The organism is Deltaproteobacteria bacterium, assembly GCA_022340465.1.
Lineage (GTDB): Bacteria > Desulfobacterota > Desulfobacteria > Desulfobacterales > B30-G6 > JAJDNW01.
On sequence record JAJDNW010000070.1, the window covers coordinates 1 to 21,614 of the forward strand.

Sequence of the window (21,614 nt, forward strand, 5' to 3'; positions counted from 1 at the left end):
CCGGCCTTCAACCAGGCCGTGCAGAGCTGCTGGTGGTGGGACACGCACGACGATTACGAAACCGGCGACAGGACCCAGCACGCCATCTCCATACAGAACCACTGCGAGACCCTGTACGCCTCCCAGGACCCGGAAAGCATCACCCCGGAAAGCCCGGGATACGTGTGCTACGGCAAATTCGACGGAACCGACGACACCACCAACACAGGAACGGGCTATGTGGGCAGCTGCTGGGTGCCCGAAGAGATCATCAGCGGCAGCGGTGAAACCTGCACCACCATCACCTGTGACCTGGCCGCCGGCACCTACACCAGCGGATCCATGAGCGGCGATGCCCTGATCGAGGGCGACCGCTGCACCGGCGGCATTGTTGAATACTGCTCCGGCAACTACAACGCCAATCAGGACTCCTGCAACAAGGCCTGGCTCGCCAAAGAGGAATGCAGTGACGACCCCACGGCCATCATCATCCCGGCCCACTGGGTCGCCGACGCCACCAATTGCGTCAGCGAAGCGCTCTACCGGTTCTGTCAGGGGCTCGAACTGCCCGAGGTCGTGGACCCCAGCGACCAGACCACGGCCACCGGCGAGGTGTACAACCTGCCGGCCATGCTCACCGACACCGGCGTCTCCGGCCAGTTGGGCGACCCGCTCTTGACCATGCAAAGCGTCATCTACGACGCCGCGTGGGCCGCCGACAGCCCCTCGGGCCTCCTGCACGAGTTCGCCAGCGACATCCGCATGGGCGTCATGAAGTTCAACTACGACGGGGCCCAGGCCGAGTGCGCCCTGCGCGATGCCGATGCGGCCGCCAACCCCACGTTGACCAGGATTCTCTATGAATGCGACGGCACCACCGACGGCGGTAACGTGGTCACCGAAATCGCCGACGGAACCACGGCCCACATCAATGCCATGGTGACCGCCATCAACGCCATCGAAGCCGACTCCTGGACCCCCCTGGCCGAAGCCGTGTACAACGCCATCGGCTATTACACCCAGCGCAACGACATGCGCCTCAACACCGCCGACTTCACCATCGACGCCGCCACGGCCCCCTGCACGGACTGGTGCCAGAGCAACAACATCCTGGTGATCACCGAGGGCGCTTCCACGGCGGACCTGAACACCGATGTGACCACCTTTGCCGCGGTGTCGGGCCAGAGCGACGACGACGGCGACACGACGGCAAAGTGCAACGATCTGTACGGCAGCACCTATCTGGACGACATTACCTATTACGGCTACCACGGCACCAACATCCATTTAGAAGCATCTTATGATGCCGAGGAGCACTTTCAGAACATCAAGACCTATTTCGTGGTGGCCGGCACGCCGCGCACCAGCGGCACCGGCGAGTGCAGCCCGGCGACCATGATGGACGATGCGGCCGCCAACGGCGGAACGGACGCGCCCTATTATGCCGACAACCCCGAGGATCTGAACGAAGAGCTCAAAACCGTGTTCAACGTCATCCGCGCGGGCGCCGCGGCCGGGTCTGCGGCCTCGGTCATCTCTGCCACCCGCGGCGGCGAGGGCGCCATCTACCAGGCCATTTTCTGGCCCAGCATCGATGGGCCCATGGTGAACGGCGAACCCAAGCACAAGGTCACCTGGACCGGCGAGGTGCACTCCCTTCTGGTGGACGCCTACGGCAAAATGTTTGAAGACACGGACGGCGACTACGCCTTGAGCAGCAGCGACGAACAGGTCGTCCTCTATTACGACACGGATGCCCGAGAATCAAAGGCCTGCGACCAGGACCTCGAACTCGACGGCACCTGTGCCGGCAACGCCAAGTCCCTCCACGAGGTCAACTACCTGTGGTCCACGGGTGAGTGGCTGGCCGGCATCAGCGATACCGACATCAACACCAACCGGGCGGGCTTTCTCGCCAGCACCCAGCAGCGCTACATCTTCACCTGGGACGACCTGGACAACGACGGCGTGGTCGACAGCGGCGAGCAGCTGCCCTTTACCATCCGCAGCGACTGGGGCACGGCGGCATTGGCTGTCAGCGGTGATCGGGCGCCGGTTCCCATCGATTTCGGCGTGACCACGACAGACGAGGTCAACCGCATCATCAGCTGGGTCAGAGGGCTGGACGATCTCAGCGACAACACCCTGCGCCCACGGGAACTTAACACGCCGACCAATTTCGACCTGCCCGGCAGCCCGGCCACCATCACCTGGCGGCTGGGTGACGTGGTGCACTCGACGCCGACGGCCGTCTCGCGGCCGTCGGAAGGCTATCATCAGCTTTACCAGGACGACGAGTATGCCGCCTTCTACGATGCATACCAGCACCGGCGGCACGTGATCTATTTCGGCGGCAACGACGGCATGGTCCACGCCATCAACGCCGGCTTTTACGACGATAACTACAAGAAATTCTGGCGCGGCTACAACACGGGCACGGGCACCTTTTCAGACACCGGCCCCGCACTGGGTGCCGAGCTGTGGGCCTACGTGCCCTACAACCTGCTGCCGCACCTCAAGTGCCTGACCGATCCCGGATACAACCATAAATATTTCGTGGACCTGAAGCCCCGGGTCTTCGACGTCCAGATCTTCGACTCCTCGCCGAACACCCTCGGACACGTTGAGGGGTGGGGCACCATCATGGTGGTGGGCATGCGCTTCGGCGGCTATCGCATAACGGCCCAGGAGATCATATCGGAGGTATCGGCCACCGCTTACACGGACGACAGGGTCTTCACCTCCGCCTACATGGTCTTCGACGTCTCCGACCCGGAAAACCCGCCTCGACTCCTGGGCGAAATGACCTACGACCCGGGCAGCAGCGTCGACCTGGCCTACACCGCGGCGGTACCGGCTGTCGTGCCCATCAAGACGAGCGAAGACGGTTCGGACTGGTACCTCATCCTGGGGAGCGGCCCCACGGATGTAACCGGTCTCAGTACCCAGCACGCCAAGATCGGCATGTTCCCCCTGAATCTGTTCGATTCCACGCCTCCGCAGGCGTTCCGGATTCCCAATAACAGTACGATTGACTACGCCACGGCGGGGAGCTTCGACCTGGGGTCGTCCCCGAACGGTTTCGTGTCCGACACCGTCACCGTGGACTACGACCTCTACGATCTTTACAAGGCCGACGTGGTCTACTTCGGAACCATCGAGGGCACCTGGGGGGGCTGGGGCGGCAAGCTCTACCGCTGGGTGACCAACGAAGGCGATCCCCAGGACTGGAGTACCCCGGCGGTCATGATCGATGTCGGAAGACCGGTGACCGCAGCCCCCAGCATCGGCACCGACGGAACCTTTTTCTGGGTCTACTTCGGTACGGGACGCTTCTTTGACATCAAGGACAAGTCCGATGCCAGCAGCAACGCCCAAGAGTATTTCTACGGAATCAAGGAACCGGTGGATGCCGACACTGGCGATTTCACCTGGGCGCCGGTCGATAACACTTTCTCCACGACCAAACCGGCGGCCGGCAACGATGCCGGATCCCGGACCCTGCTGCAGGTGGACGGCATCGAGGTGCAGGAAGCCATTACCCCCTATGCGTCCACACTCAACTGTAAAACCGGTGCATCCGGCTGTCTGCCTTCTGATGTCGGTACCTTTGCCGACCTGCGGGATTACATTGTAGGCACCTGCGACCCCACCAACGGCTGCACAGGCACCGACGGCTGGGTGCTGGCGCTGGAGGAAGACCGGGAACGCAACCTGGGCCAGGGGGCCCTTCTGGGAGGCCTGATGACTTTCACCACCTACCAGCCCTTTGCCGACATATGCAAACCCGAAGGCGAGGCATTTCTGTACGGTGTTTATTACCAGACCGGTACGGCCTACTATGAGGCGGTGTTTACCACCCTGAGCAATGGCGGAACCTATACAGGCAGTACCGGAAACACGGTCGTGACCACAAGGCTGGCCATCGGCAGGGGACTGGCTACGACGCCGAACCTGCACGTGGGCCGACAGGAGGGCAGCAAGGCGTTCGTGCAAACGAGCACCGGTACGATTGTGGAAATTCCACAGCCCAATCTTCCCATCAAAACCACCAAGTCGGGCAGGCTGAACTGGCGCGATACCTGTCCGTAAAAGGTAAAAAATCCTGGCTTAGAGGACCAGGTTTCAAATACAGGAATAAAGACGTGCATCCCAAAACGCAAAGGAATCCGCTGCCGTGTGGCGACGGATTCCTTTGTGTTTATAACGCTTGACAACCGGTATAGCGGTACGTTTATCCCGCCAGTGTCCTGAGGATGTCCTCTTTGCCCACAACCCCCACCAGTTTTCCCTCCGCGACCACGGGCAGGGTATGAAAATTGCGGTCCACCATCAGTGCGGCAAGCGTCTCGATGGTGGCGTCGGGAGGCACCCACACGGGGTCGGACGTCATGGCCTGCCTGACGGTTGTAGCGGCTATCTTCCGGGCCTCCTTCTCGAGGGCTTTCGTGGAGCGCAGGCTGATCAAGCCGTCCAGAAAGGTAAAGTAGGAAGGCAGGGGCAGCTTTTTCTGCTGCGCGACGATATCGCTCTGACAGATGATACCCACCAGCTGTCCCTGATCGTCGACAACCGGAAGCCCATTGAACCCCTTTTCGATCATAATGGCTGTCGCACGGCTGACTTCGTCTTCCGGCGACACGAAAACCGGGTCGGACGTCATAATTTCACTCGCTTTGATCATACCCACCTCCAATAAAATCGTGTTCCACGATTTTATGAAACGCGACTGCGTCGCTCCTATTCAAAAGATTTATCCGCCGTCAGTTGGGCGGGCCTAAATTCCTATCCAGCACTGCAAGCTGCGGGATACGCTTTCAGTCCCGCCGCAAGGCCTTGCGGGACAGCCAGTTTACCCGGTGTTCTAGTGGAACATTAATACCAATCAACGCGCCTGTCAAAAGGGTTGCGCCGCAGGTCTCCGGAAGTTCCTGTTTGACCTTCACCGGCATTTGTCATATATCACCCTCTGTTTGTCGTTTCCCTTCATCTTCCACCGGCGATCGCCATGGGGCGGACGGTTCACCTCAACATTGCAACGTTGGGGTTCAGTACGGATGGGACTGGATACCAGAGCATCGATATGGCAATGAATTCAAATACCTTAGAGCGCCTGTTCAATCCTGAAAGCATCGCCTTGATCGGTGCGTCGGCAACCCCTTTCAAATGGGGATCGATCATTCCTCTAAACATCCTAAAAGGCGATTTTCAGGGAAAATTTTTTCCGGTAAACCCGGGTCTGGATGCTCTGCTGGGGCAAAAGTGCTATCCGTCGGTCGCCGATATTCCCGGACCGGTCGACGTGGCTCTCGTTACAACGCCGGCGAAAACGCTCCCCGACATCGTACGGCAGTGCGGTGAAAAAGGCGTCGCCTTCCTCCTGGTGATAACCGCGGGATTCAGCGAGACGGGTCCCGAGGGAAAAGCCAGCGAAAAGCGGCTCATAGAAAGCGCCAAAACGTCCGGTATGCGTGTTGTGGGCCCCAACAGCATGGGCATTTACAGCGCCCGGTCAAAGCTCCACGCGCTCATGCCGCCCATCATGCCTTTAAAAGGGCCGGTTTCCATGTTTTCCCAGAGCGGCAATGTCGGGGTGCAGATGCTCGCCTGGGGGGCCGACGAAGGGGTCGGTTTTGAAAAATTCGTCAGCAGTGGAAATGAAGGCGATCTGAACAGTGCGGACTACCTGAAATTCCTGGCCGACGATGAAGCTACCCGTGTCATCCTGACCTACATGGAGGGCGTGGATCCTGATATTGCCCTTTTTTCGGCAACGGCGGAGGCCAGCCGCAAAAAACCGGTGCTGCTGTTCAAGGGGGGCCGTACCGGTGCGGGCGAAAAAGCGGCAGCATCCCACACCGGCGCCATCGCGGGCTCCCATCGGGTTTTCGAAGCAGCCATGCACCAGGCAGGCGTCATCGAAATGCGCTCCAGCCAAACCTTGATGGACTGCGCCAAAGCTTTTTCGAACTGCCCCATACCCGAAGGAAAACGTGTCGGCATTCTGACACGCGGCGGCGGCTGGGGGGTGATCACCTCCGATTGCTGCGAGGAAAACGGGCTTGTCGTACCGCCCCTGCCGGACAGCATTGTCAAAGCAATCGACAAGCTGCTGCCCAGTTACTGGAGCCGGGGGAACCCGATTGACATGGTGGCCACCATCTCCCACGACCCTTTCCTGGAATGTCTATCGCTTTTGGCCGAGTGGAACGGTGTCGATGCCGTTATCGCTCTGGGGGCGATCCGGGCCACATACCGATTTAAAGCCTCGGAAAAAGTAACCGGCCCAGCGGAATTGATGGAAGCCATGGACAGGGTGCGCGCACACCAGAAAAACCTGTCCGCTCAACCGGATGCCATTCTTGCCGGCATTAAAAACCTGATGGATGCCACCGGTAAACCCATTATAGCCGTGTCCATTGGCACCGACAGTGTGCACAAGGCTACCCTCCGGGATTACCGGGTGGTGTCCTACCCTACCCCGGAGCGAGCGGTGAGGGTCATCGCCCACATGGCCGCCTATGCGGCATTCAGGCAATCTTCGTGCCCGGTTACAGACAGCAAAACGATACAGCAAGGTTGACCAAGACAGGCATTCGATTCTTTGATATGAAAACTGGAATGTAGATAAAACACCAATTGAGCCGTCGGGGTGTTTTTCCCGTCATCCCCGCGCAGGCGGGGATCCAGGGCATTCAGCTAATCGCTATCTGGGTTCCCGCCTTCGCGGGAATGACAAGGGTTTTAAGCTAAAACTCCCCGACCCTTGAACTAATTTAATACACATTAAAAATGGTTGCTCGCACGAATGGATGCGGTGACGACGCTTGAGTGTCATCGAACAAGTGCCAAAAGGGGAACGGAACATTTTTAATGCGTGGAAGGAAAAAACGATGGAATTGATTCAAAAAGCCTTGGACCGAGGCGCAAAAAACCTTTCCGAATTCGAATCCAAAGCCGTATTGTCCGCCTATGGCATTCCCGTCACCAGTGAAAAGACCGTCCACACCGAAGAAGAGGCCCTCGCGGCGGCCGCCGACCTGGGGTATCCGATCGTACTCAAGGGCTCGGGTGAAAGCATGAGCCACAAGACCGAAATGGACCTGATCGCACTCGATATACGGGATGAACGGGGCCTCGTCGACGCCTTTCGGGGGTTCAGGAACCGTCAGGACGTCACCGTGGACGAGCTGCTGGTACAGCCGATGGTCAAAGGCAACCGCGAACTCATGGCCGGTTTGAAGCGGGATCCCCAGTTTGGCCCCTGTGTGATGTTTGGCCTCGGGGGGGTGCTGGCCGAAATTCTGGACGACGTCGCCATTCGGGTCGCTCCCCTGTCGGAATTCGACGCCATGGAAATGCTCGACGACATCCGTGCAAAAAAAATTCTGGACGCTTTCCGGGGAAAACCGCCTGCCGACAGGAATAAACTGGCGCAGCTTCTGATAGCACTGGGCCGGCTCGGCCTGGAGAACAAAAACATCGCCGAAATCGACATCAACCCGATCAAGCTGGTGGCGGGCAACCCCGTTGCCGTGGATGCCCTCGTTGTGCTGGGGGATTGACACCACCGCGGGCAGTAGATCGATAACCACAGCTGAAGTCATCGCCATAAGAAATGGGATTTTCTTCCATTCCCCGTATGGGACATTGATTGACCATGTCATTAAGAAACGATCAACAACTGTCGGGCATCGCCGTCGAACGTTTAGACAACGGGGTATTCCGCATCTCGTGGGATGCCCTGGAAAGGGATGAACGGGTCCGGGTATTCGCCGGGGACTCCCCGCATGGCATCGACATGCGGGCGCCTGTCGCCGAGGTCCGGGGAGGGGACGGACTCGAGCTGTCCCTAACCGGGCGCCCGGACAACCCCTATTTCAAACTTATCCGGGGAAACGGCCCGGGCGTTGTCTGGGCCCAGCGGCGGCTGCCCCTTGAAAAAACGTATAATTTCAGAGATATCGGAGGATATCGCACCAAGGACAATCGGCGCATGCGTTGGGGGATGATCTACCGGTCCGCCAATCTTTCACAATTGACGGATAACGACCATCTGCTCCTGAAGCGCATCGGCATCCGGCTTGTCTGCGATTTCCGGACCCGGGAGGAAGCCCAAGCCCAACCCGACAGACTGCCCCAAGACGAATCCATGCAGTACCTGCACATGCCGATCGCCCACGGGAAATTCGACCCTGCCGAAGCGCTCGATAGCATCAAAAAGGGAGATATCAGCTGGTTGACAGACGATTTTATGACCAACAACTACCTCAAACAGGTCGATCGATTCCCCGGCCTCTGGAAACAGTTTTTCGAACGCCTGATGGATAACAATCAGCGACCGCTCCTGTTTCACTGCACGGCCGGCAAGGACCGCACCGGCGTGTGCACCGCCCTGATCATGCTGACGGCCGGGGTGCCCGAACCGGTGGTGATCGCCGACCATCAGCTCTCCAACACCTACAACGCCGAGGTCATCGGCCGCATCGAGCAGGAGATCAAGAAATGCGGCATCGATCCCGAAAAGATGCGCTCCTATCTGACGGCCCCTCGCGAGGCCATCGAGGCCGTGCTCGAACGCCTCAGAACCCGCTACGGATCCGCGGAAGAATACCTGATCAAGAAAGCGGGCCTGGCGCGCCGGGACCTGCAGCGACTCAGGCGGGAAATTACGACAGACGCCTGAGGGCAGGTTGCCAAGGCGGAATGACGAAAACTGCAATCCGCCCAACGGCGGCTTACATCTATGTTTGGATCTATGGAAACACCCATCGACATCCGCGACCGGGAAACCATCACCCACGAGGATGTTCTCGCCCTCAATTTCATCCGCAACGCCTCACGGTACCGTTTCAGAGGGCATTTCACCGAAGGGCTGCGGTCCCGGATCATTCAGTTGCTCGACCCTGAGGACGTCGCCAACGAAACCAAAGGCATCGTCACAGAGGGCGTCCGCCGATACCCCCTGGCCCGTCCGATTAAGATGTTGAGAATTTTCCGCCGGCCGTTCAATAGCCTGGTGGACATAGAAGATGAAATCGTCAACTACAAGATTATCCAAAAATACCTGCCGGCAGCCTACTTCGCCGCCTCCAGCGAATTCATCGTTCACTATGAAAAACCGGACGGCAGTGAAATCGTCCTGTGCGGTCTGCAGGAATATGTGGAGGGAGAAACGCTCGATCCTTGGAACCCGGACCTGATCGGTGCCGTCAAGTCTACTTACAGCGGCTGGGCGCCCCGGGATCATCAAGATCCATGGGCTTTTGCCGAAAGGAAAACACACGTGCTTCAACAGCACGCCAAGGCCTTCATAAAATACCTGAAAAAGATGATCCGCGCCTCCGGGCGCATTCCCGACCTTGCCGGTGTCGGCAATTTGCTCTTCACCAGGTCAGCCACCATCCACCTGGTTGACATCAACAATATTTCAACCATCGACCACAGCAACGAGATTCCCATCGACGACAAAGGCTACCCCGCCTGCGACAAATCGATCGAGTCGTTGTTTCTGCTGGAAAGAAACCTCTTGGGCCGCCCGGTGGACGCGCAGTCGGACCCTTATCTTCTTTTCCTGAGCCCCGAACGCATGCAGCGGGTCCGGGAAATCGAAAAAAAGTTCCACGCCTCCATTGCCAATCGGGGCGGCTATCCCCTCGCTGGGATGTTCTATTGATATTTTACAAAAATCCGGTTAAGAAATATACGACTGCCGACATTCCAATCACCCTGATTTGAAACGCTCAACCTAAAGTCACATACGATTCAAGGAGTACGACTTTTGAAAAAAGGGACCTCCATTAAAGCCGGTATGCCGCCCGGTGCGCTGGTGTATGTCGGTGACAAGAAAGAGGACCGCGTCAAGATCCAGGTCATCGATTACACCAAGCAGGAAGTGGTGGAGTCCGAAGTCCACGATATCCGGGACTGTTCGGCCTTCATTGAAAAAAATTCGGTGACCTGGTTCAACATCACCGGCATCCACGACACCGAACTCGTCGCCGAAATCGGTTCCCAGTTCGGCCTGCACGCGCTTACTCTCGAGGACATCGTCAACAGCCATCAACGCCCGAAAATCGAGGAATTTGGAAATTACCTGTTTATCGTGCTGAAAATGCTTTACACCAGAGAATCGGATCAGGCCATTGTGCATGAACCGGTCAGCCTGATCGTAGCGCCGTCTTACGTCATCTCCTTCCAGCCCTCGGCCGATGATGTCTTCACATCGGTTCGCAACAGGATCAGACAGGGGCGGCCGCGTATCCTCAACAAGAGCAGCGATTACCTGGCATACGCATTGATCGACACGATCGTGGACAATTATTTCACGGTGTTGGAAGTGTTGGGCGACAAAATAGAACTGCTGGACAATGAGGTCATTTCCCACCCGCACACCGGAATGCTGCACGACATTCAACACCTGAAAAGGGACGTGTTGTACATCCGCAAATCGATCTGGCCCCTGCGGGAAATTATCCATGCCCTGATAAAAGACGAATCGCAGATTTTCCATGAGGATATCCACGCCTATATCAAGGATGTCTACGACCATGCCGTTCAGGCCCTTGAAACGATCGAAACCTACCGCGACATGCTGTCCGCCATATTGGACATCTATCTTTCAAGCCTGAACAACCGCATGAACGAGGTGATGAAGGTGCTGACCGTCATGGCCAGCATATTCATTCCTCTGACCTTTATTGCCGGAATTTACGGCATGAACTTCAAATGGATGCCGGAATTGGATTGGCATTGGTCCTACCCGGTGCTGCTGCTGGTAATGGCCGTCATTTTCATCGGCCTGCTGGTATGGTTTAGACGAAAAAAATGGATCGGAAAGTAATCGGAATCCTGAGGTCGGAGGGGAAAAAGCATATAGCTCATAGCTGATAGCGGGCTATCAGCTACGTGCTATCAGCTATGAGCTTTCCCCTGGAACCCTCGAATCCTTTTCCCGTGTGGAAAATTAAACCAATGACGATACGCTCTTTCTTTTTAAAAAACCTGGCTTTGACACTACCCATCGGGATGCTCGTGTGCGCCCTGTTATCAGGCCCCTCCCTGGCCCAAACAGCCAGCAGCCTGCCGGCACCGGATTACAAGGCACTGAAAAAGTCTCTGGAGGAGACCATTCAGTCGGAATCGACGGACCTTCAAAAACTCAAGGGCCGGATGCAGCAGTTGCCGCACACGAAACAGGCTGTGCTTTCAGAAATCAATGCCTACAAGGTCCAAATCTCCGCCCATGGCAATCTGCTCACGATGCAGTCCACCAACCTCAAATACCTGGAAAGCGCCCGCAGCGACAACCATGTGGCTTTCGAAAATGTCCAACTGCGTATAAAAACCTTCAAACAGGACTCGGCTGCCACGCGGGAGGAACTGGGGCAGATCGGGGGGCGAATCCAAATCAACAAAGATCAACTGGAATCGCTCAAGGCACTGAATCGGGATGGTGGAGACACCACAGGTGTCGTCGCCGATCTCAAAACGTTGATAGGTGTGCTCAGAGCCAAACAAGACCTGCTGAACGACATACAGGAAAACGACACTTCCCTTCTGCAACAGTTCGAAGCGATCCGCGACATGCTCGAAAACCTCGCTTCGGACTTCGATGAAACAATCGAACTTCGCAAAAGGCAGTTTCTTCTGTCGCGCACAAACTCTCCAACCGCCATCTTCAACAAAAAGGATTTGATGGGTGCCATAGAAAAATCACGGGCCCGTCTCAGGCAGTTGTCGAAGAAGGAAACCTGGCTCAAAGAGTTGCGCACGGATTGGAAATCGGGGCAATCTTTTCTGATGAGCCTGATCGTCATCTACTGTATTTTGCAGTTCCTGCTTATGCGGCTGAAATCCTTTCTCAGGAAATATAGCCACGAAGATGACGCCAACCCAAACAGGTATCAATGCCTTGCCGTGAATATGAGTGTCCAGACCTTGTACCTATTCGGCCTCACGGGCTTTGCATTTGTTTACTCGAGCATCGGCGGCTTGTACAGCAATATTCCGTTGATCAAAACGATCATCCTTGCCCTGACGGTTATTCTCTTTACGAAATGGGGGTATCTGTTCTTCGATCTGTGGCTGAACGAATGCGCCTGGTTGAAAAATGGACAAGCGCGTCTGTTGAGGGGGCTTGTCAGGTTCATCCGCTATTTTTCCCTGATCTATCTGTTCATTGCCTGGCTAGCGGAAAGCGACATCCTGCTGTTGCAGATGGCCAGGCTGGTGCTGGAAGCCTTCCTTGTCGCCTGGTTGATCATATTCTGGAACGCCTTCAAAAAGGAGCGCTATCCTGCGGAAACATCCGGGTATAAAATCGTCCCGTTGCTGTCCTTTATGAGTTACGGGATCGTCGCCGCGGGCGTTGTGCTTGAATTCACAGGCTACAGCGGGCTGGCTGCCTTGTGGTACAGCTCCTGGGGCATCTCGGCCATTGTGCTCCTATGGTCCAGCTTGATCTTCTTCGCCCTCAGGGAATGGCGCCTCATCCTCAAGACGAAAATTATCGAAAATGAAGACGATCATCCCAAGCCAGCCCTGTTGTTCCACTGGGCGGCGTTGCAGGTGGGCTGGATTGCCTGGCTGATCTCGACGTCCATTTTTTTGATTACCGCCTGGGGGGGCAAGAAAGTCATCCTGATGAACGTTTTCAAAGCGGCAACCAGGGAGGTGCCCCTCGGCAGCATCAGATTCAGCCTGATGAATCTGGTGAACGCCCTGCTGATTCTGATTTTGACCCAGGCCCTGGCCAGGTTCTGGCGCTATTTTTTAAAGGAAAAGATCCTCTCCGGAAGCGGTATGAACACCGGCCTTCAAAATTCCATCACGATGATATCCGTTTATTCCCTGTGGACCTTCGGGATTCTCCTGTCGCTGCACGTGTTTGGTTTCGGTGCGACGTCATTGGCCGTCGGATTCGGTGCTCTCGGCATAGGGTTGGGTTTCGGCCTGCAGGCGATTTTCAATAATTTTATCAGCGGCATCATCCTGTTGATCGAGCGTCCCATAATGGTCGGGGATGATATTGAAATCAACGAGACCTGGGCGACGGTAAAAAAAATCAACGTCCGTTCGACCGTGGTTCAGACCTATGACAACGCAACCCTGATCATTCCGAATTCCGAATTTATCAGCCAGCAGGTCAAAAACTGGAGTTTCAAGGACAAGCGCCTGAGGGTGAAAATAGATGTCGGCGTGGCTTATGGCTCGGACATCGAATTGGTGCGCAAAACGTTGTTGGAAATTGCCCAGAGCACGGCCAAGGTTTTTAAAAATCCGCCACCGGATGTCATTTTTCGTGATTTCGGCGACAGCGCCCTGATCTTCAGACTCCGTGCATGGACCGACATCGACAACATGTTCAAGGTGGAAACCGCCATTCGGTTTGATATCGATCGCCTTTTTAAAGAAAAAAATATTGTCATAGCGTTTCCGCAGAGAGATGTTCACCTGTTTTATCAGGATTCAAGGGGCCAAGGATCAGAGGGGTCAGGTGAAACAGAGATGAGTTCATAGCTCACAGGTCATAGCTCATGGCACTTTGTCAGCTATGAGCTACGCGCTTTTTTCCCCTTGGCCCCTGGGATCCTTATAGGAAACCATTGAACACTCCCCGCAGCAAGCGTAAGGGGAATCTTCACCGTAAGGAATTCTATCAATTATGATTCGCTCGCTTACCCTGCAGCAAGCTGCAGGGAATGCGCTCGCTATCTCGGTTCAAAAACAGCTTTCAGGCGGCGCTCCGGAAAGCCATTAACACGTGGCACGCCGTATACCGTGAACCGTATACACCGTATACCGTACACCGTTTTAATATATGTCCTAAGGTTGTCAACATGCATGCAGAAAAACCATCCCTCTCCGATATGTTGAAAATACTGGCCGATGTGTACGAAAACAAGTTGCCCTTCAACAAAGTGCTCGGGCTGCGCATAGAACGCATCGAGCCGGACAATGTTCGGGTTGCCTTCGACATGCGGCCCGAGCTTGTCGGCAACTATGTCCACGGCGTGCTCCACGGCGGGGTCATTTCGTCGGTACTGGACGCCACCGGTGGTATGGTGGCCTCCATCGGCGTCGTCAAAAAACTGCGGACAAAACCCCCCGAGGAGATCGCCGAAGGAATTTACAAGGTGGGCACCATCGATCTGCGGGTGGACTACCTGCGACCGGGACTGGGGCAGTCTTTTTATGCCACCGGAACGACGATGCGCTCCGGCAAAAAAGTCACCGTCGCCCGCATGGAACTGCACAACGATTTGGGAAAACTCATTGCGGTGGGTACGGGAACGTATATTGTCGGCTAAGGCCAATGTGGAATGCACCCAGTGCCGCAGTTCAACATTACAACTTCGAACCTCAATGTTGCAAAAGCCTGAGGGCTTCAGAGTCAAGGCGTCTGAGGGTGAAGACGTAGTTCTTTACTTCGAATCCTCAGCAACGCAGAATCTGAAGACCTCGGGCTTTCCCGGAGTGGTAAACAACATGGCAAAATAGACATCATCCTTGAGATTCACCTTATGTCGCATCCGGAAAGTGGTGTTGCTGTTTTGATATCCACTGTGACAACAAATCATTATATACTACTTGCCATGTTGTTTATGCAACTATGAGGTAAATTATCCCACCACCCGGTTGCGCCCCCCCTTCTTGGCCCGGTACAGGTTGGCGTCGGCCATATCCAGCAGCTTATCCGGTGAATTACCCGCTTTTCCACCCTGTTGCCGAGTTCCTGCCAGGCCGAAGCTTGCCGTGATACTGATCTCATGCCCTGACGCCCTGATGGTGGCCTGGGCCACGAATTCCCGCAGCATCTCCGCCAGTTTTCGGGCTCCGTCAAAATCGGTTTCGGGAAGTACCAGCAGAAACTCCTCTCCGCCGTAACGGACAACCCAGTCCTTGCGGTAATCGACGGAATCCCTGATGATCCTTGCAAAAGACCTCAGCACCGCGTCCCCAACGGCATGGCCGTAGGTGTCGTTGACCCGTTTGAAATAATCGATGTCGCACAAAACCACCGACAACGGCCTGGCCTGCTCGAGCGCCCGGTCGACGGCGTTTGGCAGGTGTTCGTTGAGATAGCGCCGGTTGTAGGTTTCCGTCAGAGAATCGGTGATGGTGAGGGTATAAATCTCATCGTTGGCTTTTTTCAGGTTGCGTTCCAGTTCGAGGATGCGCCTGCCGTTCTTGATGCGCGCGGCAAGCTCCACGAAGTAAACCGGTTTGGTCAGGTAGTCATCCGCCCCTGCTTCCAACCCCACGATAATGTCATCCTGCGTATCTTTGTGGGTCAGCAAAACGATATAAACATATCCGCGGTCCTCCTGGCTGCGAATCGCCCTGCACAGTTCCAGGCCGCTCATCTCGGGCATTATCCAGTCGGTCAGGACGAACGGATAAAATTTTTTCTCGAATGCGTCCAAGGCCTTGCGGCCATTCTCCACAGCAGTAACGCTGAATCCTTCCTTGGTAAACAGCCGGCTTAACACTTTGCGGGAAACCGGTTCATCTTCAGCGATCAATATGGGCATGGGCTTGTTCATTGAAAAGCATAGATCCTTGTTGTTTGTGCAACGATGCGGTTTATCCAATTCGATACCACGCGACAGGGGGAAATTCAATCGCTAAAGCACGCATAAAGCGGTTTGACACTTGAGCGGATATTCTTTATAGTGCCTGAACTGCTATTCACAATTTTGGTGAAGCCCAATCTCTTCCCAATCATCAGGATCAAACCGTACCGGGAACCTGTTGGAATGAAAAAACTGATACCGTTGCTGCTGCTCGTTTTAACCGTCGTTTTCGGTGCGCTGATTTTCAAGAATTTCATTACCAGCAGTGTGATCATTCTGAAGGATAATACCCGCATCGTCGTCGATGAAACCTGGGTGAAGGATGACAAGGTCTTTTACAGGCACAAAGACGAAACCGATTTCGTGCCCATCGACAAGGTACGCAAGATCGAACAGGGGGGGGTCAGGGAAGGGTCCGGCATCGCCCGTTTCATGCAGAAACAGATCGATACGGGCAAAGAAACCGCCGATGGCCTCATGACCCGGGTCAGCCCCGGCAATCTGAAAAAAAAGCCCCTGTTCATACGCTGGGCGCTGGGGCTGGCAGGCATTCTTTTGTGCATCGTTTTCGCCGTTGTGCTGCTGCGCAAGAGGAGATCGGGCACGCCGCCCAAACAGGCCGTCGAAAAGAAAACACACCCTGCCGAAACAGCGGAAACCGTTGAAGCCGACGTCGATTACAGGGGGCGGGAAATCGTCGTCGAACACTTCTTGAAGGTGTTCAAGGCACAGAAAGGTGCCGACGATGACGCTCCGACGGCCCTCAAGCCGCTGGCCCCCCCTGCACCCGATGGCAACCGTATTTACGAACTGCGGGTAAAAATAGGCGATGAATGGGCCACCCGGCGGATGTCGCTGGGCCGCATCGGTGAAGACAGCGGCAGCAGAAGCCGCTGCTACTATGTCATCTACGACGATCACCTCGTGGTAAAAATCCCCCCCTACCCCATCAAAAATTTCAACATATACCTCGAGAGGCTCCAAAAGGAAGCTGGAATTGCCGGCAAGTTGGCTCCCAGAGAATGCCTGGTGCCCAGTATTTCGGTCATCCTGAAGAAGGTTCACCCCTTTTATGACGACGGCTCGCTGCCGCCGGAAGCGTTGGAGCGAAAATACATCGATTGGATCGAAGACAACCAGGCGTTTCGGGAGTTTCTGAAAATCGAAGGGGCCTACGCCTATTTCATGGATCTTTCCAAGTACTATTTTCTGGCAAGCATCATTGACGGTATGCACGATCCCCGGCGCAACTTCGCCAAAGAGATCACGGACCATCCCGATGTTCCCTGGGACACGATGGCATTCGAGGCCCGGTATGGACATGGCCGCAGTGCGATCTGTGATGACATACAGTCGGTGTATAACCGTTTTGAAAGCCGGGTCAAAGAGTTCCTCCGGCAAAACAGTGTTGAAAACGCCGTCCAGAATTTCCAGATCAAAGAATGGTTTCTGACCTTCCTTTCCAAAGGGCGGCTCAGTTCCGCCGATTTTGACATGAAATCCGGCATGGCGTCAGGACTGCACGGCATCGCCAATAAACTGTTCAAAGAAAAGCGGACGTCCGTCGACGCTTACCGGGGTATGATCGCGTCTTATGTGGCCAATAAAAGCCTGACGCGCAATAAAGCGCAGATTTCCAGCATGATCACCAATCTGCTCGATCTGCTGGCGTGGCTGCACAACAGGAAAGTGGCCATGCGCGACCTCAAACCGGACAACCTTCTCATCGCCGGGGATCCCACGAAATTTCCCCAGTTTCTGGAGTCCGCATCCCTTTATTCGGTCGGTCTGATCGACGTGGAAACGGCGGCATGGCTGGAAACAGAAGGCGGCAGAGAGATCGAACAGCCGCCGCTCGGCGGCACGCCCGCCTTTGCCACGCCCACCCACACATTTCCCAACAACATCATCCAAAAAATATACGGCGACCCGTCACTGATCCTGTACCTTCAGGACTGGTATGCCGCCGTCGCCATGGTTTTTCACATGGTTACCGGAAAGCGCCTGTTCACGGACACCGCCAAAACGCTTATGAAAATCAAGAAAGATATCAAGGAAGGTGTCAAATCGAAAAACCGGATGCCGGAACTATTGGGGAAAACCAGCCGAATTTTCTGGACCCATGCCGTTGCCGAATTTGATGGAAAATTAGGTGCTGAAGGAAAAAAGGTGAATTATATCAGTATGATCATGAGTCCGGACACACGAGATATGCTGCGGCCGATCTTAAATGCCACGCACCGGCAAATAAACGCATCCATCAAGGGGCTCATTCTGAAGCAACAGATATTCAAGAGTGGAAAGCTTAAAAAAGCCCTTTATTCGGCTTCCTTTATGAAGGTGAACCGCTTCAAGGCTAAACTGACCGGCGACGCGGCTGCCGACATGTCCGCAGAGAAAAAAACCAGGGCACTCGCCCTGCTCGACGAACTGGAAGCACTCAAAAGAAACAGCGCCTGTTTGATCGGACCGGCAAAGGTGCTGGAAAAATCCACCCCCATTATATCAGCACATGATCTGCTGCAGGCCATGTTTACCATCGTGCTTACCCATATGCACGAAAACGTCTGGGGGGTTCTGAAACGGTAGCCGGCTATCGCATCCCGTCCAAATAGCGCCGGGCGTCCGCGTTCCCCAGGGCGGAGGCATGTTCAAAATCCCGTATGGCGGCACCCTTGTCTCCGGACAACAGGTAAACCCTTCCCCGTCCGTAGTAATAAGCAGCGTTGCCCGGATCGATGCCGATGGCCTTCTCCATCTGATCCAAAGCCATGGGATAATTGCCCAGTTCGCCGTAGGCAATGCCCAGGTTGAAATGGGTCCGACCCTCTTCGGCTCCCGCGGCGAGCGCCTTTTCATAACACCTGACAGCGGATTCATAGGCGCCGTATGTCGCTGCCAGCTCTCCACGGTCAATCCAGTACGCGGCATCTTTGATGATGACCGGTTCCGGCGTCTTTGTCGGTTTGGCGGCCAGGGGCGGCGGCTGGTTGGTCCGGGCATCGGTTTTACCCTTTATTTCCCTCAGATAGGCAATCATCAGGCGGATATCGTCCGTGTCCATGGCGGCACTGGAAATAATCCGTCCCCCGCCGGTCGAGAGGCTGCATGTCAGACTGCCGAAATCGGGGATCGACCGGGGATCGATGCCGTGTCCCGGTATCAGACGCGCCAGTGATGCCAGGTACCTCCCCATATCCACCTCGAATCGCATCAGGGGACCGCTGAATGTCGTCTTTTTCAAAGAATCCACCATGCGGATCATTGCTCCCAGGCGATCGTCATCCGATGCCACCAGCATCAGATGACCGGTGACGGTGGTGCGCATGCTGTAGGTCATCAAGCTGTCCCTGCGGCTGCTGTCAAAAGACATTGGCGCCAAGGGGACGTTAATGCGCATGCCGACAACCCGCTGCCCTTCGACCCGACTGTCCGCTGTACGGGTCATCACCGAAACGATTCTGGTGCCGGTGCTCTTTTCCATCATCCTGCCGATGCTCTTGCCGTAAGCTTCGATCCAGGGCAGGTAGACACCATCCAGGAAATTTTCCGAATCCACTTCATCCTTGAGGACCACTATCGATTCAAAGATCACATTGGCGCCGTCGCCGTAAGACATGCCCCCGACCGTCTCCCCGGTAAAATTCCTGCCTATCGAAATCAGTTCCGAAAAATCGATGCCCAGTTTACTGTAGACAGGTCCCAGCACCGTATCGAGCATATCCAGCAGCGAATCCACCCGGTAACTGCAGGAGCGGAAGGTGATGTCGTGGACCGGCCGGTAGGCGTTCAGACGTGTTGTCGTACCGCCGCTTGCCAAAACGGACGACAGGTCGCTGCCGCCTACAGGCACCGTCTCCACAACCGTTTTAAACTGCTGCTCGTTCAGATCCAGCTTGACGTCGACCCTATCGATCTGATCGGCTGTCTCCAGCACGCCTTTCACCATCTGCCTGAGCTCTTCCGGGCTGATCGCCGGTGCACCTTCCTGCTGCGCGGACTCCATCTGCCCGGCGGAACGCATCATCCCGTCAATCCGCTCCCTGTTGTTCTCCAGAAACCGGCGCAACGCTATGGTTATGGAAATAGCGGCAACAGACGGCCGGCGTGAGGCAACCGCCATTTTCGTCTCCATGCTTTCCGGAATGGTTACACCGCTGCCCGGTGGCAGGGACACAATGTAGTAGCCATCCCGTCCCAGCGCGTTGTAAGCCTCCCTGAAATTCGGGTTGACACGGCGATATGGAATCAGCAAGGCTGACAAGGTCCTGTCTCCGACCTGATCCAGCGCCAGGACGATGGCCCGCTCAGCGTCGATCCAATCCACCCCCTGCAGCATTCCTCTGATCTGCGCGGTCGGTGCCTGCCCGCTGTCCGACGACCCCATGGTGTCGATCAGGTCCAGCACCGTTTCCAATCTGGAGATCTTCATTAAAAGGGGCATCGATGTTTCAGCGCCCAACGCCGCTCCCACCGGCAGCAGAATACCGATGACAAACAATATGGCCGAAAAAGTTTTCAATGCATGCCAGCGGCCCGACCGTTTCTTCATCACATCACCTCATTGCTGGGTTGTATTACGGCAGTATGGTCATACGCCTGGTTCCGGATCGTATTCATTATACAGAATCGCCGCTACTTCAATTGAAAAAGGAATGGAACATAGACCGTTATAGGACCGTCCGGCGGCTTGGCAAAAGGCGCGACCGCCCTTACTTCCCTGATGACGAAGCGGTCGAGGGTGCGATGTCCGGAACTTTGCACGATTTTCAAATCGACGATCCTCCCTTGCGCATCTATTTCAATGGATATATCCACCCTGCCCTGCTGATTTTTCCGCTTCGCCCGGGAGGATCGATAGCTGTCTCCAATGTGATCGACGATGCGCTTCCTGATAACGCTCTGGTATTGGTCTTTAGTGATCACCGGCTGTCGCGATGCCTGCGGTACCTGCGGTGCCGGCGCCTCGGCCGCCCCTCCAGACGGCTGCCATTCGGTAACCTTGACATCCGATATCGAAGGCGCGGGAGGGGTCTCGGCCGCCCCCGGTGCCGCGTCCGGGTAATCCGCAACAGAGGGAACATCCGGGAGCGGCTGCAGCCGGGGGGGGCCTTGCGGCATTATGTGCTGCGTGCGGATGTCATCCAGGCCGGGCATGCCTTCTTCACTGGTATGGGGTTCGGGAATCTCCCTTGCGACCGGCTTTACAGTGCTGCGCATGGTCAGCTCGATATAGGACAGCGTGCGCGGCCGGTACATGTCGGCGATGCGCATGAACACCACAACGTGCACCAGCAGAGAAAAGACGATCAGGCCAAGGAAAAGCCAGTTGGGTCTGCTGTCTGCGTCAGTCATATCCATCAGATCAAAAAAACAATAGATCGCTTTGGGGTCTATTTATCCAAATGCCATCATTGAACACTCCCCGCAGCAAGTTTAAGGGGAATCTTCACCGTAAGGAATTCTATCAATTATGATTCGCTCGCTTACCCTGCAGCAAGCTGCAGGGAATGCGCGCGCTATCTCGGTTCAAGACATAAGGGACTAAAACGGTTTTTCCGTCGCCAGGGCCAGTCTGCCGGCACCGGCGGCTTTGGCCACATCCATGACCTGCACCGCCTTGTTCAGCACCACCGACCTGTCGGCCTTGATAACGACCAGGCTGTCCTCCCGGTTCTCCAGCCGGCCTTTCAATTCGCTGAAAAGCTCGTTCAACGGTATCTCCCGGTTGTCCAGAAAAGGCCTGCCGTTTCTGTCGACAACGATGGTGATCTCCTTCTCGGTTTGTGAAGATGCCGCACGGGCATTGGGCAGCTTGACCTTGATGCCCTCGTCCACAATGAAATTGGTGGTCAGCAGAAAATAGATCAGCAGCAGAAATACAATATCGATCAAAGAGGTGAGCGGCGCCTGCAGCTGATAAAAATGACGTTCCTTCTTGGGAAAGAGCATGGTTTCAATCTCCGTAGATCCCCGGATTCGCCCCGGCACTGGTCTCACCCTGAAAGGGTGTTGGACACGTGATTATCGGACATTGGATATTGATTATTGGTTATT

The 21,614-nt window shown here is 55.6% G+C and carries 14 protein-coding genes; 9 read left to right on the plus strand and 5 right to left on the minus strand.

Annotated features, from left to right (window positions below; translation table 11 throughout):
• On the plus strand, nucleotides 1-4,071 hold a 4,071-nt coding region (locus LJE94_10925; GenBank protein MCG6910622.1), incomplete at its 5' end, for a hypothetical protein.
• A gap of 142 nt (nucleotides 4,072-4,213) precedes the next feature.
• On the opposite strand, the gene LJE94_10930 is transcribed toward LJE94_10925, so the two are convergent.
• Nucleotides 4,214-4,663, minus strand: a complete 450-nt coding sequence (locus tag LJE94_10930; protein MCG6910623.1) for a CBS domain-containing protein — start codon at nucleotides 4,661-4,663, stop codon at nucleotides 4,214-4,216.
• Nucleotides 4,664-5,068: 405 nt separating this feature from the next.
• On the opposite strand from LJE94_10930, the gene LJE94_10935 reads away from it, so the two are divergent.
• From LJE94_10935 to LJE94_10965, 7 genes are all read left to right on the plus strand, one after another.
• Nucleotides 5,069-6,562, plus strand: coding sequence for a CoA-binding protein (locus LJE94_10935; GenBank protein MCG6910624.1), 1,494 nt, complete (start codon nucleotides 5,069-5,071; stop codon nucleotides 6,560-6,562).
• A gap of 310 nt (nucleotides 6,563-6,872) precedes the next feature.
• Complete coding sequence (locus LJE94_10940; GenBank protein ID MCG6910625.1) at nucleotides 6,873-7,544, plus strand: acetate--CoA ligase family protein; 672 nt, start codon at nucleotides 6,873-6,875, stop codon at nucleotides 7,542-7,544.
• 95 nt (nucleotides 7,545-7,639) lie between these two features.
• Nucleotides 7,640-8,665, plus strand: a complete 1,026-nt coding sequence (locus LJE94_10945) for a tyrosine-protein phosphatase (protein ID MCG6910626.1) — start codon at nucleotides 7,640-7,642, stop codon at nucleotides 8,663-8,665.
• A 72-nt stretch (nucleotides 8,666-8,737) separates the two neighbouring features.
• Nucleotides 8,738-9,655 carry a hypothetical protein gene (locus tag LJE94_10950; protein MCG6910627.1) on the plus strand — a complete coding sequence of 306 codons (918 nt, stop codon included), beginning with the start codon at nucleotides 8,738-8,740 and terminating at the stop codon, nucleotides 9,653-9,655.
• A 105-nt stretch (nucleotides 9,656-9,760) separates the two neighbouring features.
• On the plus strand, nucleotides 9,761-10,822 hold the full coding sequence (gene corA / locus LJE94_10955) for a magnesium/cobalt transporter CorA (GenBank protein ID MCG6910628.1): 1,062 nt from the start codon (nucleotides 9,761-9,763) through the stop codon (nucleotides 10,820-10,822).
• Between the two features lie 131 nt (nucleotides 10,823-10,953).
• The gene (locus tag LJE94_10960) at nucleotides 10,954-13,500 is read left to right on the plus strand and encodes a mechanosensitive ion channel (GenBank protein ID MCG6910629.1); all 2,547 of its coding nucleotides are present in this window, start codon (nucleotides 10,954-10,956) and stop codon (nucleotides 13,498-13,500) included.
• A gap of 320 nt (nucleotides 13,501-13,820) precedes the next feature.
• On the plus strand, nucleotides 13,821-14,291 hold the full coding sequence (locus LJE94_10965; protein MCG6910630.1) for a thioesterase family protein: 471 nt from the start codon (nucleotides 13,821-13,823) through the stop codon (nucleotides 14,289-14,291).
• Nucleotides 14,292-14,603: 312 nt separating this feature from the next.
• Here the strand turns inward: LJE94_10965 and LJE94_10970 are convergent, their stop codons facing one another.
• Nucleotides 14,604-15,527 carry a diguanylate cyclase gene (locus LJE94_10970; protein ID MCG6910631.1) on the minus strand — a complete coding sequence of 308 codons (924 nt, stop codon included), beginning with the start codon at nucleotides 15,525-15,527 and terminating at the stop codon, nucleotides 14,604-14,606.
• 213 nt (nucleotides 15,528-15,740) lie between these two features.
• Here LJE94_10970 and LJE94_10975 point away from each other — a divergent pair, with 213 nt between their 5' ends.
• Nucleotides 15,741-18,146, plus strand: coding sequence for a hypothetical protein (locus tag LJE94_10975; GenBank protein MCG6910632.1), 2,406 nt, complete (start codon nucleotides 15,741-15,743; stop codon nucleotides 18,144-18,146).
• Between the two features lie 4 nt (nucleotides 18,147-18,150).
• Here the strand turns inward: LJE94_10975 and LJE94_10980 are convergent, their stop codons facing one another.
• The 3 genes from LJE94_10980 to LJE94_10990 form a co-directional block, all read right to left on the minus strand.
• Nucleotides 18,151-20,109 carry a tetratricopeptide repeat protein gene (locus LJE94_10980; GenBank protein MCG6910633.1) on the minus strand — a complete coding sequence of 653 codons (1,959 nt, stop codon included), beginning with the start codon at nucleotides 20,107-20,109 and terminating at the stop codon, nucleotides 18,151-18,153.
• A gap of 83 nt (nucleotides 20,110-20,192) precedes the next feature.
• Nucleotides 20,193-20,912, minus strand: a complete 720-nt coding sequence (locus LJE94_10985; protein ID MCG6910634.1) for a TonB family protein — start codon at nucleotides 20,910-20,912, stop codon at nucleotides 20,193-20,195.
• Between the two features lie 189 nt (nucleotides 20,913-21,101).
• Nucleotides 21,102-21,548 (minus strand): biopolymer transporter ExbD, encoded by a 447-nt coding sequence (locus LJE94_10990; protein ID MCG6910635.1) that lies wholly within the window; start codon nucleotides 21,546-21,548, stop codon nucleotides 21,102-21,104.
• Nucleotides 21,549-21,614 lie beyond the last annotated feature (66 nt).